The 16110-nt window shown below is 54.5% G+C and carries 12 protein-coding genes; 10 read left to right on the forward strand and 2 right to left on the reverse strand.

The window, feature by feature from the left end; genetic code table 11:
• The first annotated feature begins 316 nt into the window (after window positions 1-316).
• The 8 genes from tkt (at window position 317) to NQF89_RS04135 (ending at window position 10948) form a co-directional block, all read left to right on the forward strand.
• Window positions 317-2383: a transketolase gene (gene tkt / locus NQF89_RS04100; protein WP_266137628.1), complete on the forward strand. Its 2067-nt coding sequence runs from the start codon at window positions 317-319 to the stop codon at window positions 2381-2383.
• 15 nt (window positions 2384-2398) lie between these two features.
• Window positions 2399-5245 (forward strand): bifunctional transaldolase/phosoglucose isomerase, encoded by a 2847-nt coding sequence (locus NQF89_RS04105; protein ID WP_266137574.1) that lies wholly within the window; start codon window positions 2399-2401, stop codon window positions 5243-5245.
• Between the two features lie 2 nt (window positions 5246-5247).
• Entirely contained in the window at window positions 5248-6252 is a 1005-nt protein-coding gene (gene gnd, locus NQF89_RS04110; RefSeq protein WP_155572854.1) for a phosphogluconate dehydrogenase (NAD(+)-dependent, decarboxylating), read from the forward strand.
• A gap of 72 nt (window positions 6253-6324) precedes the next feature.
• Complete coding sequence (locus NQF89_RS04115) at window positions 6325-7152, forward strand: Cof-type HAD-IIB family hydrolase (RefSeq protein WP_266137575.1); 828 nt, start codon at window positions 6325-6327, stop codon at window positions 7150-7152.
• 29 nt (window positions 7153-7181) lie between these two features.
• On the forward strand, window positions 7182-7922 hold the full coding sequence (pgl, locus tag NQF89_RS04120; protein WP_155572855.1) for a 6-phosphogluconolactonase: 741 nt from the start codon (window positions 7182-7184) through the stop codon (window positions 7920-7922).
• Complete coding sequence (rpiA, locus tag NQF89_RS04125; protein WP_155579115.1) at window positions 7919-8605, forward strand: ribose-5-phosphate isomerase RpiA; 687 nt, start codon at window positions 7919-7921, stop codon at window positions 8603-8605. The genes pgl and rpiA overlap by 4 nt, the downstream gene beginning before the upstream one ends.
• Window positions 8593-9159, forward strand: a complete 567-nt coding sequence (locus NQF89_RS04130) for a gluconokinase (protein WP_155572857.1) — start codon at window positions 8593-8595, stop codon at window positions 9157-9159. The genes rpiA and NQF89_RS04130 overlap by 13 nt, the downstream gene beginning before the upstream one ends.
• 172 nt (window positions 9160-9331) lie before the next feature.
• Entirely contained in the window at window positions 9332-10948 is a 1617-nt protein-coding gene (locus NQF89_RS04135; protein WP_266137576.1) for a glycosyltransferase family 61 protein, read from the forward strand.
• Here NQF89_RS04135 and NQF89_RS04140 read toward each other — a convergent pair.
• Window positions 10945-12411 carry an ATP-binding protein gene (locus NQF89_RS04140; RefSeq protein ID WP_155579117.1) on the reverse strand — a complete coding sequence of 489 codons (1467 nt, stop codon included), beginning with the start codon at window positions 12409-12411 and terminating at the stop codon, window positions 10945-10947. The two genes, NQF89_RS04135 and NQF89_RS04140, sit on opposite strands and share 4 nt — an antisense overlap.
• Window positions 12408-13649, reverse strand: coding sequence for a TIGR03862 family flavoprotein (locus tag NQF89_RS04145; RefSeq protein ID WP_407652350.1), 1242 nt, complete (start codon window positions 13647-13649; stop codon window positions 12408-12410). Before NQF89_RS04145 ends, NQF89_RS04140 begins: the two co-directional genes overlap by 4 nt.
• Before the next feature lie 177 nt (window positions 13650-13826).
• Between NQF89_RS04145 and panC the strand changes: the two genes are divergently transcribed.
• Both panC and NQF89_RS04155 read left to right on the forward strand, forming a co-directional pair.
• Complete coding sequence (gene panC / locus NQF89_RS04150) at window positions 13827-14660, forward strand: pantoate--beta-alanine ligase (protein WP_266137578.1); 834 nt, start codon at window positions 13827-13829, stop codon at window positions 14658-14660.
• Window positions 14661-14956: 296 nt separating this feature from the next.
• A complete protein-coding gene (locus tag NQF89_RS04155; RefSeq protein ID WP_155572862.1) occupies window positions 14957-16078 on the forward strand; it encodes a glycerol dehydrogenase in 1122 nt (373 codons plus the stop codon).
• The last annotated feature ends 32 nt before the right edge of the window (window positions 16079-16110 follow it).

Here is a 16110-nt window from a genome sequence, read left to right on the forward strand (position 1 = left end):
CAGGGTGCTTTTTAAAAAAGGAGAACAGACTGATTAACAAGTATATCTACTCTCTTGCGTGTGAGCGGTAAGGTCAAGAGGGGGAGACGGTGCGGCAGGCATGTGCAGGGAGGGACGATAATGGTCACTCTGCTGTTATGAGGATGAAATTATAGGGAAAATTAACCTTATTTGCGTGTTAGGCATTGCGTTCTTTTGCCGTATAAGGCCAGTTGTAGAATGTCTGGACTGTCATTGGGCTGTGTTAAGGGGCACAGGGCTGATGGCAGGCGACCGGATGATGTTTTGACTTAAGGACGTTAGATCAGTGAATAGTATGCTGTCTCAACTTGGCATAGACACGATCCGCACATTGGTGATGGATGGTGTAGAGCGCGCAAAATCCGGCCATCCGGGTACCGCAATGGCTCTGGCTCCGGCTATGTATGCTTATTGGCAGTTTACAATGTATTATAATCCGGCTGATCCCTTTTGGCCGGGGCGGGATCGATTTATCCTCTCAGGAGGGCACGCCTCCATCCTGCTTTATGCGACTATTTTCCTCGCTGGTGTGAAGGATATAGAGGACGGAAAGGTCGTGGACCGTCCCGCACTTACCTTGGAGGATTTAAAGAACTTTCGCCGGTTTGAGGCGCGCACGCCGGGCCACCCAGAATATGGCCTCACCGCAGGGGTGGAGATGACCACAGGGCCTTTAGGCCAAGGGTGCAGTAGTGCCGTAGGTATGGCGATGGCCGAGCGGTGGTTGGCAACGCGTTATGGCAGGCCGGGGTTTGATTTGTTTGGCTATCACATCACAGCCTTTTGTGGCGATGGTGATGTGATGGAGGGGGTAGCCAGTGAGGCGGCCTCTTTTGCAGGGCATCTCAAATTAGGCAATCTGACATGGGTGTATGATAGCAATCGCATCTCGATTGAAGGCTCTACAGATGTGACCTTCACTGAAGATGTTGCTGCACGTTTTGCCGCTTATGGCTGGCAGGTCCTGGAAGTTGAGGATGGGAATGACGTCCCCGCTATTTGCGCGGCTCTCAAGCAAGGGCGGGAGGAGACGGACCGCCCGACTTTGATTATCCTGAATACCATCATCGGCTATGGCGCACCGGGCAAAGCCGGGACGGCCTCGGCCCATGGTGAGCCGCTGGGTATGGAGGCCCTTATAGGGGCTAAGAAGGCCTATGGTTGGCCGCATGATGCCCCACATTTTACCGTCCCAGATGGAGTAAGGGAGCATTTTGAGGCCCTCTCTGGCAAGCGCGGGGCGGAGGCGCAAGCGCGGTGGGAGGAGCAATTTGCGGCTTATTGTGTGCAATATCCGCAAGAAGGGCGGGAGTTAAAGCATATTTTCGCTGGCACGCTCCCAGAAGGGTGGGAGCATAACTTTCCCCATTATCCCACAGATGCAAAGGGGATTGCCTCGCGCCAAAGTTCTGGTGAGGTGCTCAATGTCATGGCAACTCATGTGCCGTGGCTTATGGGGGGAGCGGCGGACCTTGCGCCTTCGACACGGACCCTGATTAAAGGGGAATTCTCTTTGCAGGCACCCTCTAACCAAGGGGAAGGCAGCGGGCATTATGGTGGGCGTAATGTTCATTTTGGTGTGCGTGAACATGCCATGGCAGCCATTTGTAACGGGCTGGCTTTAAGTGGGCTGCGGCCTTTCTGCGCTGGGTTTGTAATTTTCTCGGATTACATGAAGCCTGCGATGCGTCTTGCCGCGTTGATGCACCTGCCTGTGATTTATGTGCTGACACATGACTCCATCGGCGTGGGGGAGGATGGGCCAACGCACCAGCCTATCGAGCAATTTGCCCAGTTCCGCTCCATGCCGGGGCTTACATTGCTGCGCCCTGCTGATGCTAATGAGGTGGTAGAGAGCTGGCGTGTTGCGATGGGCCATCGCTCTGGGCCGGTGGCTCTTGCTCTTACGCGCCAGAATCTCCCCACATTGGACCGTAGCCGCTATGCCTCTGCCGCTGGTGTGGCGCGTGGGGGGTATGTTTTGGCAGATTGTGAAGGCACGCCAGAGATTTTGCTGTTAGCATCAGGCTCTGAGGTCTCTTTGGTGGTAGAAGTGTATGAGCGTCTCTCTGCTGAGGGGGTTAAGGCGCGCGTGGTGTCTATGCCGAGTTTCGATCTGTTCGATGCGCAAGAGAAAGCCTATCGTGATGCTGTATTGCCACCTGCGGTGCGCTTGCGGGTTGGGGTTGAGATGGCGTCATCCTTTGGGTGGGACCGCTATATCGGTCTAGATGGTGTCGTTATCGCGATGAATCGCTTTGGCGAATCTGGTGCTGCGGCGGAATTGATGGAGAAGTTCGGCTTTACGGTAGAGGCTGTGTACACACAAGCACGCCGTTTGTTGAGCCAACAAACGGCTTGATGGAGGAGGAAAGATATGGGGCGTAAGCCGGACACCCCCCTTACGCGTCTGGCAGGATACGGCCAATCTATTTGGCTCGATTTTATCAGGCGGGATTTTATTGAAGAAGGCCGTTTGGCCTCTCTGGTGAAGGAGGATGCCCTTAAAGGGGTGACCTCCAACCCGGCGATTTTTGAGCAAGCTATCGGCCAAGGGGCGGAATATGAGGAAGCCGTGCAGGAGCTACTGTGTGAGGAGAGCTTGCCTGCTGGTGCCTTGTATGAAGCCGTAGCGGTGGCGGATATCTGCCAAGCTTGTCGTGTCTTGCGCCCTGTATTTGATGAGACATCCGGCCGGGATGGTTATGTCAGCTTAGAGGTTTCACCCTATCTAGCTGATGATGCTGAGGCCACGTTGCATGAGGCTCGCAGGTTATGGCAGCGTGTTAATCAGCCCAATGTGATGATTAAAATCCCCGCGACAGAGGCCGCCCTCCCAGCGATTGAGCAGGCCATTGCGGAGGGGATAAATGTTAATATCACGCTGCTTTTTGCTCAATCCATGTATGAAAACGTGCTGGAGGCTTATCTGCGTGGATTAGAGGCGCGCGTTCAGAGAGGTCAATCCATCGCCCAGATTGGGAGCGTGGCATCCTTCTTCGTAAGTCGCATTGATGGGCGGATTGATGCGATGATAGACCGGCGCATCGCTGCGAGGGACCCGCAAGCGGACGCGTTGAAGCGTTTGCGTGGGAAGGTTGCTATTGCCAATGCGCGTATGGCGTATCAACATTATTTGCATGTTGTGGCGAGTCCGCGTTGGCAAGCTTTGGCAGAAAAGGGCGCGCAAACCCAGCGTTTGCTTTGGGCCAGTACGAGTACAAAAGATAAGACCTATCGTGATGTCCTCTATGTAGAGGAGCTGATTGGCGAGGATACTGTCAATACGGTACCACCACATACGCTTGAGGCGTTTAGGGACCATGGTGTGCCCCAAGCGCGCTTAGCGGATCATGTGGAGCAATCGCGCCTGATTCTAGAGGATGCAGACCGGCTAGGACTTGATCTCCCAGCGGTAACCACCACGTTGTTGGGCGAAGGTGTAGCAGCGTTTAAAGCTGCTTTTGATGGATTACTCGGTGCGGTTGCAGCCCGCCGAGAGGCTGTTTTGGGGGGACGTCTTATGCGAGTATCCTTAGCATTATCGGATGAGTTGGATAACGCTGTTGTCGCAGCGGGTAAAAGCTGGACGCAGGATGGTAAGGTGCGCCGCCTGTGGGAGCGCGATGCGTCTGTTTGGACAAATGGGCCAGAGAGCAAATGGCTCGGCTGGCTTGATGTCGTTAAAGATGGCATGGCCCATATTAATGCCTACGAGGCCTTACAGCGCGAGGTAAAAGAGCGCGGTTATAGCGATGTGCTGCTCCTTGCGATGGGTGGCTCTAGCCTTGGGCCGGAGGTTCTGGCGGAGATATTTGGCCAGGTATCTGACGGGCCGAAGTTGCATGTGCTGGATAGCACGGACCCGCAGCAGGTTGCGAGCTTTGCTAAGGCGATTGATCCTACCAAGACACTCTTCATCGTTTCCAGTAAATCGGGCAGCACGCTCGAGCCAAATATTCTTTTTGCGTATTTCTGGGCCTTAGCGGGGACAGCCCTTGGCCGTAAACCGGGGGACCGCTTTGTAGCGGTGACAGACCCCGGCTCCTCGCTTGAGACTGTAGCGCAGGATCACGGTTTTGCGCATATCTTCCACGGTAATCCAGAGATTGGGGGGCGGTATTCTGTTCTCTCCCCCTTTGGTCTCACCCCCGCAGCCGCTGCCGGATATGATGTGCGTGCGTTGTTGAACTGCACACAGCTGATGATTGAGGCATGCGATGCCTCTGTCCCCCCTGTGACGAATCCGGGTATAAATCTTGGTTTGGCTCTCGGTGTGGCGGCAACGACCTTCCGGCGGGATAAGGTGACCTTTGTTGCCTCTGAGCAGATTGCCTCTCTCGGGGCATGGCTAGAGCAGCTTTTGGCAGAAAGTACGGGTAAGAGCGGTACGGGGCTCATCCCTATTGATGGCGAGCCGTTGGGCCGGCCGGATGTCTATAGTGATGACCGCATCTTTGTGGAGTTGCGGCTTGGGCATGAGCCTGTAAGCCCGGGGCTGAAAGCTCTGCGTGAGGCAGGTCACCCAGTCGTGACACTGCATCTTGATACGGTGGAGCAGATTGTCCAAGCCTTCTTTGTCTTTGAGTTTGCAACAGCCGTAGCGGGCTCTGTTTTGGGGATTGACCCGTTCGATCAACCTGATGTGGAGTTTAGCAAGGTTGAGACGCGGAAACTGACAAAAGCTTATGCAGAGACAGGGCGTTTGCCAGAGGAAGCCCCCTTTGCAAAGGATGGCAACCTCGCTTTTTATGCTGATGAGCGTAATCATGAGGCTTTGGCGGGGAAGGATGCCAAAGCCATCCTCAAAGCGCATTTTGACCGCGTAGGGAAGAATGATTATATTGGTCTCCTGGCTTACATTGAGCGAAATAAAGCTCATATCGCTTGGGAGCAGACGGTTAGGGTGGCGTTGAGAGAGCAGCTCCATGTGGCAACAGCAGCGCAGTTTGGCCCGCGTTTCCTCCATTCGACAGGTCAGGCCTATAAAGGAGGCCCCAATAGCGGTGTGTTCCTCCAAATAACGGCAGATGATGCTGCTGACCTGTCTATCCCGGGCTATGCGTATAGCTTTGGCGTTGTCAAAGCCGCCCAGGCCAGAGGGGATTTCGATGTTCTTGCCTCGCGTGGGCGTCGTGCTTTACGCGTGCATATTACAGGGCCGTTGCAAGCAGGGTTGGACCGTCTCGCTCAACTGGTGACAGAGATTTTAAAAGGAGCTTGAGGATGCGTATCGGAATTATTGGGCTAGGCCGTATGGGCGGTAATATTGCCGTCCGCCTGACTCGTAAAGGCCATGATGTCGTTGCGTTTGACCGGACCGCTGCCGTTATCGACCGCACCGTTGAGCGTTGCGAGGCAGGGCGTGCGCAGGGGGCTCCTACTTTTGAGAAAATGGTGGAGCTTCTCTCTGGGGAAGAACGCCGCGTGATTTGGGTCATGTTGCCAGCGGGGAAGGTCACTGAGGATTGTATCCAAAAGCTTGCCCCTCTCTTGGGGAAGGGTGACATCATCATTGATGGTGGCAATACCTATTACAAAGAGGATATTCGCCGCGCGAAAGAGCTAGGTGAGCGGGGCATTGATTATATTGATGTCGGCACATCTGGCGGTGTGTGGGGGTTAGAGCGCGGCTATTGCATGATGTATGGCGGCGAGAAACATGCTGCTGATTATGTGGACCCGATTCTTGATGCATTGGCACCGGGTGTTGGTGATGTGCCGCGTACGCCAGACCGTGAAGATGATGGCCGTCACGACCAACGGGCCGAGAAAGGCTATCTTTATTGCGGCCCTGCTGGGGCAGGCCATTTTGTGAAGATGATTCATAACGGCATCGAATATGGCATGATGCAGGCCATTGCCGAGGGGTTTGATGTTCTCGCCAGCAAGAACTCTGCCAAATTGCCTGAAGATGAGCGTTATGACCTTCACCTAGCTGATATTGCAGAGGTGTGGCGTCGTGGCAGTGTCGTCTCCTCTTGGTTGTTAGACCTCACAGCCGAGGCTCTTGCCCGCTCTTCCGACCTAAGCGAGTTTAGTGGGGAAGTGCAGGATTCTGGTGAAGGACGCTGGACGATTGAGGCAGCGATTGAGGAGGATGTGCCCGCTCCTGTGATGACAGCGGCCCTCTTTACACGCTTCCGCTCTCGGACAGGTAATAATTTTGCCGAGAAAGCTCTCTCCGCCATGCGTTACGGCTTTGGTGGGCATGTAGAGCGTAAAAAATAAAAGGCCTGGTATAGGGCGTAAGGGGCGGTTGGGGGCATCCGCCCCTAGCCTCCTTTAAGGAGGATGGTCAGGATGAGCGATACAGCCCCCATAATCAAATTGGTGTTGTCAGATATGGATGGCACCATTCTCGGCCCCGATAAACGCCTTTCCCCCGCGACATGCAAAGCGGTGGAGCAGCTTGCCGCGCATCATGTCCCTGTTGCGCTTGTAAGTGCGCGTTTGCCTGCGGCGATTCTGCCTTATGTGCGGCAGTTAGGGCTAAAGGGGCCGTGCGCGGGGTTTAATGGGGGGGTGTTCTTTTCCCCTGATGGCACAATTTTAAAGAGCTATCGTTTCCCACCCGAGGATGTAACAGCCTTGCTGGCACGGCTTGCGCCCTTGCCGGTAGAGCTATGGTTCCAGACCGAACGTGAATGGCTTGTTAGGGATGCAAGTACGGCTTTAGTACAACGCGAGCATAATTTAACAAGCATCACCCCGCGGGAAGTTGCTGAACTTTCCTCACATGATGAGGCTGTGAATCGTGTGATGGTATGCTCGGAGGATACGGCCTTAATCGCGCGGTTAGAGGCTGAATTGCCTGCGTCTTTTGGGGGGCGGGCCAGTATGTTGCGTTCAGCACCACATAAATTGAACATTACGCCCGCCCTAGCCAATAAGGGTGATGCGGTGAGGGAGCTTGCCCAGCTTTATGGCGTAACCCCGCAGAATGTAGCGGTTTTGGGTGATGCGCCGAATGATTTACCGATGTTGAGCGTAGCGGGGATGAGCATTGCGATGGGCCAAGCCCCAGAGGGCGTAAAGGCGCAGGCACGCTATGTGACAAAAACACCTGCTGAAGATGGCTGGGCATATGCGGCAGAGAGGTTCATTATACCCGCAGCCCTATCACAATAGGGTAGTTAGTGATTCGGAGAGTTATGGGTATGACAACAGATATGCGCTACGCCGTTGTGGATGTGTTGAAGGATGCTGATGCTGTCGCCATGAAAATGGCAGAGCTATTAATAGAGACGGTGCGTAATAAGCGGGACGGTAAGGCCCGTATTGCGCTTTCTGGTGGGTCCACCCCTAAAAAGTTATTCTCGATTCTTGCACGTCCAGAGGTAGCGCAACAAATTGATTGGTCACGCGTAGAGATTTTCTATGGGGATGAGCGTCATGTGCCAGAGGGCCATGAGGATAGCAATCATACGAGTGCTAAGACATTATTGCTCTCCAAAGTAGCGATTCCGGCCGCTCAGATTCATCCTATGCCGACAAAAGGGACCGCCCAAGCTGATGCCGCACAGTATCAAACCGTGTTGGAACATGCTTATGGCCGTAAGACATTAGAGGCAGGGCATCCCCTTTTTGATATCGTCATGCTGGGCTTAGGGACAGATGGGCATACGGCCTCCCTCTTTCCCGGTGAGGCTGTTTTACAAGAGAAAACCGCTTGGGTAGGGGTATCCGCCCCCAAAACAGCCCCGCATGAGCGTCTTACCCTGACATACCCAGCCATTGCCTCTAGCAAGTTAGTGGTCTTTTTGGTGACGGGGGAAAATAAAGTACCAATGTTGGCCCGTTTGCGTCAGGGGGATGGCAGCATCCCATCAGGGTGTATTGTATCAGAGGGAGAAATCCTCATACTGGCCGACAGTGCTGCTGCTGGAGAGCCTTCATGAACGTTGATGACTGCAAACGTGCCGCTGCTCATTATGCTGCCAGCCTCGTTGAATCGGGGATGGTTGTTGGGCTTGGCACAGGCAGTACTGCCGCCTTCATGATTGAGCGCTTAGGCGAGCGTGTGGCTGAGGGGCTGGATATTCTAGCCATCCCAACATCTGAGGAATCGGCTGCTTTAGCTCGTGCAGCAGGGATTAAAATCACAACATTTGCAGAGCATTCTGTAGTCGACATCACCATTGATGGTGCTGATGAGGTTGAGCGTAAGACGCTACATCTCATCAAGGGGCTAGGGGCGGCTTTGCTGCGTGAGAAGATTGTTGCGCAGGCATCACGGCGTTTTGTCGTTATTGTCGATGCGACAAAACCGGTGAACCAGCTTGGCGAGCGGGTGCCCGTACCTGTGGAGGTTGTTCCTTTTGGGTATGAGGCAACGGCGGCCCGTCTGGAAGCCATGGGGGCAAAGATAATCCGCCCCCGCAGGAAGCTTACTGGTGAGCTTCTTACTACCGATAATGGGAATAGAATACTCGATTGTACCTTTGGCCCTATTGAGGATGTGCGGGCATTAGCATCCCGCCTTGATGGGATTGTAGGTGTGGTGGAGCATGGACTGTTCCCCAATATGGCAACCGATGTACTGGTTGCAACCGAACGGGAGGTTGAACAATGGGCGCCATGACAGAGCAAGAGGCAGCCAAAGCTGCCGCTGGTATCGCTCCGCATTATATTGTGGTGATGGGTGTTTCTGGCAACGGTAAGACGACTGTAGCGGAGTTGCTATCTAAGAGTCTTGGATGGCCGTTTCAGGAAGGTGATGACCTTCACCCCAAGGCGAATGTGGAGAAGATGCGTTCTGGCCACCCGTTGACCGATGAGGATCGCGCGCCTTGGCTGGAGCTATGCCATGACTGGCTGGCAAAATGTGCCGAGAAGGGAACAGGTGCTGTGCTGACCTGCTCCGCGCTGAAGAAGAAATATCGCGAGGCTCTTGCTAAGCATATTCCGGTTCAGTTCGTTTACCTGAAGGTAGACCCGAAGATTATCGAGGAGCGTTTGCAGCATCGCGTGGGGCATTATATGCCACCTTCCTTGCTGCCAAGCCAGTTGGCTACTCTTGAGGAGCCAACGGATGATGAGCCTGTTATCCGCGTACCGGGTGATGCTACCCCAGAGGAATTGCGTGACCGCGTGATTGAACGTCTGCGTGTTGTTCCTCCGCCGGAGAACTTCTAACTCAAGGCCGCTTATGCGGTTTAGGACGTTTTTTTAACGAGATGAAATAGCGGGGTTTCGGCCCCGCTATTTTTGTGAGGAAGGGGGATCATTTTATCAAATTGAGGCTTTGCTATTGTGACGCTAAAACAGTAGGACCGCGTATAAAGAGGGACCGGCTGAGGGACATAACATGATGACATTAGTAGATTGCCCCATTCCTGCTCTACAGGGCAGTGTTTTCCCCGGGCAGCCTGAGATCCAAATAAGGCGTAATGTTATTTATGTTCCTCGGGCAGATGGAGGGCGTGATACGGCGTTTGGTCTTTTCTCGGAGACAGGGCGGCAGATACTCGACCATGCTTTATTTTCCAACTACCCTCAAACTGTAAAAAGCCAAGGTCTCACAACATCTCTTACGACATCATCGCACCGGCTGCGCCTTAAAGAGCGTATTATTTACGGTGGTGTTATTGGCAATCATTATGGGCATTTTATTACGGAATGTCTGGGTGTTTTGGTTTATTGTTTGCAGAACCCCGACCCAGAGCGGCATATTTTGTTTCATAGTGATATGACCGTGGGGGAGATTTTTGCCACGCCGTGGATGGCAGAGCTTTTCTCTTATTGCGGTATTAAAGCCGAGCAGATTCTTATCCCGCATTTACCCGTTATTGTGGAGGAGCTGCTCCTCCCCGGGCAGGCTTTTAGCGAGGATGGCTTTATATATGAGACTTATGGCAAAATCTGCCGGCAGATAGGCGAACGTGCTCTCCCGCAGGAGATGCGAGAGCGTAAGGTGCAGCCTGTTTATTTAAGCCGTGCGGCTTTAAAGACGGGATCCCGCCAGTTGGTGAATGAGGATGCGCTCATTAAAGCGTTGGAGCAGCGCGGGGTGAAGATTGTGGTCCCAGAGCAATTAAGTGTGCGGGAGCAAATCTCTCTTTTTGCGTGTCATCCTATTATTGGTCTTATGGGGTCTGCGTGGCATACGGCCATCTTCACCGATTATGTGCGTGGCGTTGCTTTATGTTTTGATGACCACGTCTATCGCTCCTTCCCTCTTATGGATGCTGTGCATGATGCGCGTGTCGCTTATGTGCAGGTAAAGCCTAGCGGGCAAACGCATGTCCCTTCGCCACATGGCTTTCATGAAGCCTGTATGTTCGAAAAGCCCGAGGATGTCGCTAATGCGCTTTTGGTACGCTTAGCGCAGCTTATGCGGGAGGAGAAACATCCTCCTGCGCCGCGTGTATCACGCGCGATGCTTCCCACGCCCTCCCTTGGGGAGAGGATTGGTATCTTCAAGCTTTATTCTGGTCTTGGTGAGCCGGTGATGTTGCATACTGCTTCCGAGATCGTCTCTTGTTGTGGCTCTACAAATCGTTGGCATGTACCTATTCTGGCTCTTATTGTGGGGGATGTGGCCTTCCTCTGTGCAGAGGATGATTGCTTACCATGCTTGGATATTGTCCATGATGAGCGGGAGCCGCTGCTCTCCTACCGTATCCTCCGGGAGGGAGAGCGTGTGAGCCTGCAACATCCCAAAACAGGCTTATGGTTAAAGGCTCCGCCCGCCCATATGGGCCTGCCTTTGCATAGTGATGGAACAGAACGTCTTGATTGGGAGCAATTCACCCTACAGCCCCATAATGTAACATGGGCGCGCGGGCGGTTGCAGCAGGTTCTTACTTTATTAGGGCATAAATGCCGCTCCGGCACATGGGATGAGCAGAGCGCGCATCAAACCGGCCTTGCTGCCGCGTGGCACCGTATGTTCCATGAGGTGGAAGAAACAAGCCGTGATTAAAGAGCCGCGGTTTGCCAGCCCGGCCCAATAATCGCAACACGGCGGTGGCGACCTGTCCCTTGTAAGATGATGGCCTCGCATGTCTCCAGATAAGTGAGTTGCCGCCGGGCGCGTCCTAAGGAGTGTGTGCCGTAAGCGCGGGCAAGGGCGGCATCATCAGGGCATGGCTTGCCCTCCATCGCAGCCCGGGCGAGGAGGAAATAAACAGGCTGCATATCATCCGGTAAGCGTCCGGCCCGTTGTTGAATATCCTGCCATTCTTCGCTCTCAGCTTGCTCGCGCGTTAGGCCGCATCGGATGGTGCTGAGCATGGTTTGGAAGCGCGCCATAGGCAGTAAATTGCGTGAGAATCCTGCTAAACGCGCCCGCATTTGGAAGTCTTGATACAAGGTAGCAAGCGGGCGATAGGCTGCGTCTTTATCCTGCCCTGTTTCTGCAACAAGTTGCCAGAGGGTCTCTGGGTCTGGATCGGTGGAGAGGCTGGCTTGCTGTTGTTCCTCTGCGGCACGGTTTGCACTATAGGCATCAAGTTGGGCGAGGAGGTCCGGCTTGGGGGCAGCAGGCTCTTTACGCGGGCGGGGTGTTGGCTCGGCAACAGGCTCTAAGATGAGGTCGCGTAATTCCTCCACAGGCATGGAGGGTTGCTCTAAGGGCATAAGGGCTGGGCCGCCTGCATGGCTTGCGGTTTCCACCGGGCCAATCGTGACCCGTTGAGGCCGGCGGGCGAGTGCGGGGCCGAGGGCCATAAATTGCCCGCGGGCAAGGTCGCGAAAGCTCTCAGCAGCGCGGCGTTCCATCCCTAAGAGGTCCGCGGCACGGGCCATATCAATATCAAGGAAGGTCCGCCCCATAAGGAAGTTGGAGGCCTCTGCGGCGACATTCTTCGCAAGCTTGGCAAGGCGTTGAGTAGCGATAATCCCCGCCATACCGCGCTTACGCCCGCGGCACATGAGGTTGGTCATGGCATTGAGGGAGAGGCGGCGCGCTTCATCAGAGGTATCCCCCCCTGCGATGGGGGCAAAAAGTTGCGCCTCATCCACAACGACTAAGACGGGATACCAATAAGCGCGTGGGGTATCGAACATTCCACTCAGAAAGGCCCCAACGGAGCGGAGTTGCCCTTCTGCCTCACTTTGTTCCAGATTCAGCACAACAGAGGCACGATGCATACGCACGCGTTCCCCCGCCGCGCGGAGGCTGGCCTCGGATTGTGTATCTGTCTCAATCACGAGATGGTCGTATTTTTCAGCAAGGGTGACGAAGTCCCCCTCTGGGTCGATGATGACTTGCTGGACGAGGGTCGCACTCTGCTCCAATAACCGGCGGAGGAGGTGGGATTTGCCAGAGCCAGAATTACCCTGCACGAGCAAACGCGTAGCGAGCAATTCGGGGAGGTCAATATGGGCATCCTCACCGCGGGAGGTCGTGCCAAGGAGAAGGGGGCCAAACTGTGATGAACTCATGCAGGTAGTTTACCGGGCAATGCGCTAGAGAGCCAGAGATGAACGCCCTCTGCGCAAAGATAAGCGGTCGAAAAACACCCTTGGAGCAAATATCCCCCCGTTGGAGCCTCCCAATCAAGCATTTCTCCACAGGCGAATAAGCCGGGCTGATGATGGAACATGAGATGCTCATCCAAAGCATCCTGTTTGACCCCACCGGCCGTTGAGATAGCACGGTCTAATGCGGCTGGTGCGGTGAGGGTGAGGGGGAGATGCGTAATCGCTTGTGTTAGCTCATCAGGGCTGCGGGCTTCGGGGCAGAGGAGGGTGAGCAGCTCGCGCATGGTGCGGTCTAACCCTAAGGCTTTGCGGAGCTTATTGCTCCGGCTTTCACGCAGGCGTTGGCGTGCCAAACGCTCCCTTATTGCGTCCGCCTTTAAGGTAGGGCGTAAGGAGAGATGCAGGGTGATAGGGCGCGGGTGGTTCTGCGCCAGGGCCTCACGCAGAGGGGCCGAGAGGGCATAAAGGGGAGCCCCCTCAAGCCCGCGTTTGGTGATGATGAGGTCCCCACGTTTGGTCTGGCCTGCAAAGCTGAGCGTAACCCCGCGTAATGTGGCGCCCTCATGCCGGGTGAGGACGTCATCCGGCCAGTCGGGCATAAAGCCACAATTTGAGGGCGCAAACGGCGTGCAATAAGGGGTTAGGAGGGAGGCCCATTGGCCATCACTGCCCAAGCGGGACCAGCTACTTCCCCCAAGGGCGAGGATAACCGCCGAGGCAGGCTGCGTTACACCCCCTTTTGGCGTCTGGAAGGTGAGGGTTAGCCCTTCTTGGCCGATGAGTTTATGATGGGGAAAGAGCTGCACCCCTTGCTGTTGCAGTCGCGCAAGCCATTGGCGCAGAAGGGGTGAGGCTTTAAGAGAGTGCAGGAATACCCGGCCAGAGCTGCCCACAAAACAAGGCGTGCCAAGCCCCTCAGCCCAATTTTGGAGGTCTGTGGGGGAAAAGGCGCGTAAAGCGGGTTCTAACCAATGGCGCGCGGGGCCATAGCGGGTGAGGAAGGTCTCTAGCGGCTCGCTATGGGTGAGGTTGAGGCCACTACGCCCTGCCATAAGGAGCTTGCGCCCCGGCCGCGCCATATGGTCGTAAAGATGAACCTGATAGCCGCGCTTGCTCAATAATTCCGCAGCGAAAAGCCCTGCAGGGCCAGCACCAATAATCGCAATAGGGGCAGTAGGAGCCGTAGCATGATGGCACATAGAGGGGCGTATCCGGCGATAATATCGTGTGAGGAGGAGGCTGTAGCTGTTGTTAGCCTGTTCTGTAGCGAGGGGAAAGATGGGCTTTCTATGCAACCCTCTATAGAATCGTCTTATAAGACAGGATAAGGAGGAGCCTCTAGGCTTATAGGGCCGTTAGATGAAGGGGATGATGAGATGGAACTCCGCACAACAATCCAAGCCATACGGCAAGCGCGTGCTGCTTTAGGGACGGTAGGTTTTGTCCCGACAATGGGTTTTTTGCATGAGGGGCATCTCTCCCTCGTTAGGCAAGCGCGGGCGGAGAATGATGCGGTGATTGTGAGCATCTTTGTCAATCCCATACAGTTTGGCTCGGCAGAGGACCTCTCAACTTACCCTCGTGCGTTAGAGCGCGATGTGGCCTTGTTACAGCAAGAAGGTGTGGCGTGTGTTTTCGCCCCTGATGTGGCAGAATTATATCCAGAAGGCTTTGTAACGCAGATGTCCCTTGGCGGTGTGGCTGCTGCATTAGAGGGCACCTCTCGCCCCGGTCATTTTGCGGGGGTCGCGATGGTGCTGACGAAGTTATTTAACATCATCCAACCACAAAGGGCCTATTTTGGGCAGAAAGACGCGCAGCAATGTGCGGTTGTTCGCCGTTTGGTGGAGGATGTGAACAGCCCTGTAGAGATTATCACCGCCCCCACATGGCGGGAGGCAGATGGTTTGGCTGGCTCTAGCCGCAATAGCCGCTTAACGGAGGAGGACCGCAAACGTGCCCCGGCTTTGTATCGGGCTTTGTGCCATGCGCGGGACTGTGTGCGTGCTGGGGAGCATCGCCGTACTGTGTTGGAGGCGGCAATGCGCTCTGTCCTAGAGGCAGAAGGGCTGACAGACATTGATTATGCGATGATTGTAAACCCAGAGACATTTCATACCGAGGGGGAGATTATCCCGCCTCATGCCTTGGCGTTATTAGCAGTCCGGCTAGGGGCGGTGCGTTTGATTGATAATATGCCGTTATTATGAGGTTGATGTAGGGGATAATATTATGTTCTCCTTGCGGAGGTGATGAGGCCGTAGATGGTCCTGTATAAAATAATAGGGAGAGGGCGGAGTGCCTATAAATAGGGGTATTTTCGTCCCATTATTAAAGGAAAGGGAGAGTTTTTCAGGTAAAGAAGGGTAATAGTCAAAAACCTATGCAGTTCACTACATGCAGTCATGCCGGGAAATACGCTCCCCCCTCTAGTCAAGCGCGTAAGAAGGGCGTAGCGTAAGGGGGTATTCAGCATTGTTCATATGCTTGATAGGAGAGTTTGAGTATGGTTAACAATATCCCACGCACCGTTGCTTCCCCTAAGAAATTTGTCATCGGTACGGGTCTGCTGGCTCAGCTACATGATGTTGTAAAGGATTTCGGCGATAATGCCTTCATCATCAGCGATGAGTTCTTCGTTGAGCGCGTGCAGAAGGAATCTGTCGCAGGGCTGGAGAAAGCAGGGCTGAAGGGGAAGGCCGAGAAGTTTAATCGCGAATGTACAGATGCCGAGATTAAACGTCTGGGTGAGCTAGCCAAAAAGCAGGGTGCGAATGTCATCGTGGGTATTGGTGGTGGTAAAACACTCGATACCAGTAAGGCTGTGGCACATTACTACAAACTGCCTATCATCCTGTACCCGACCATTGCATCTACCGATGCCCCCTGTATCGCTCTGGCAGTGATTTATACTGAGTCCGGTGAGTTTGACCGTTATCTCTTCCTGCCGCAGAATCCTGATGTTGTGGTGGCTGATACAAGTGTGATCGCTGGTGCACCGGTACGCTTCTTCGCTGCGGGGATTGGTGATGCGCTCTCTACCTATTTTGAGGCACGGGCTTGCCATCAGGCTGATGGGATGAACCTTTCTTGTAAGCGTCCGTCCCGTACAGGGTTGGGCCTAGCACGCATGTGTTACGACCTTGTCTGTAAGAATGTGGATCTCGCTATGGATGCCGTCCGCAATAAAGTGCCGACCCGCGCTTTGGAGGAGATGGTCGAGGCGACTATCTATCTTAGTGGGACCGGGGCGGAGACAGGCGGCCTTGCCGCAGCCCATGCGGTGCATAACGGTATGACCGCGATTGAGGACCTCCACCACGCTCAGCATGGTGAAAAAGTGGTCTTTGGTTTGATGACCCAGCTCGTCCTTGAGAATGCGCCGAAGGAAGAGATTGAGGAAGTCTTGCGTGTCGTGCGGGTTGCTGGCCTGCCCATGACGCTGAAGGAACTTGGCGTAAAAGAGTTTGTTGAGGCAGATTGGCGCAAAGTTGCTGAAATCGCTTGCGATAAGAACGACACAATGGGGAACCTACCCTTTAAGGTGACGCCAGATGATGTGTATCACGCTATGGTAGCGGCTAATGCGTTAGGTGAGCGTTATCGCGCAGAGCATCAGGGCAAATAAGGCTCTGCTCTATAAAGGGGGGTAGTTTTCCA

It is taken from the genome of Bombella pollinis (assembly GCF_026385485.1).
GTDB lineage: Bacteria > Pseudomonadota > Alphaproteobacteria > Acetobacterales > Acetobacteraceae > Bombella > Bombella pollinis.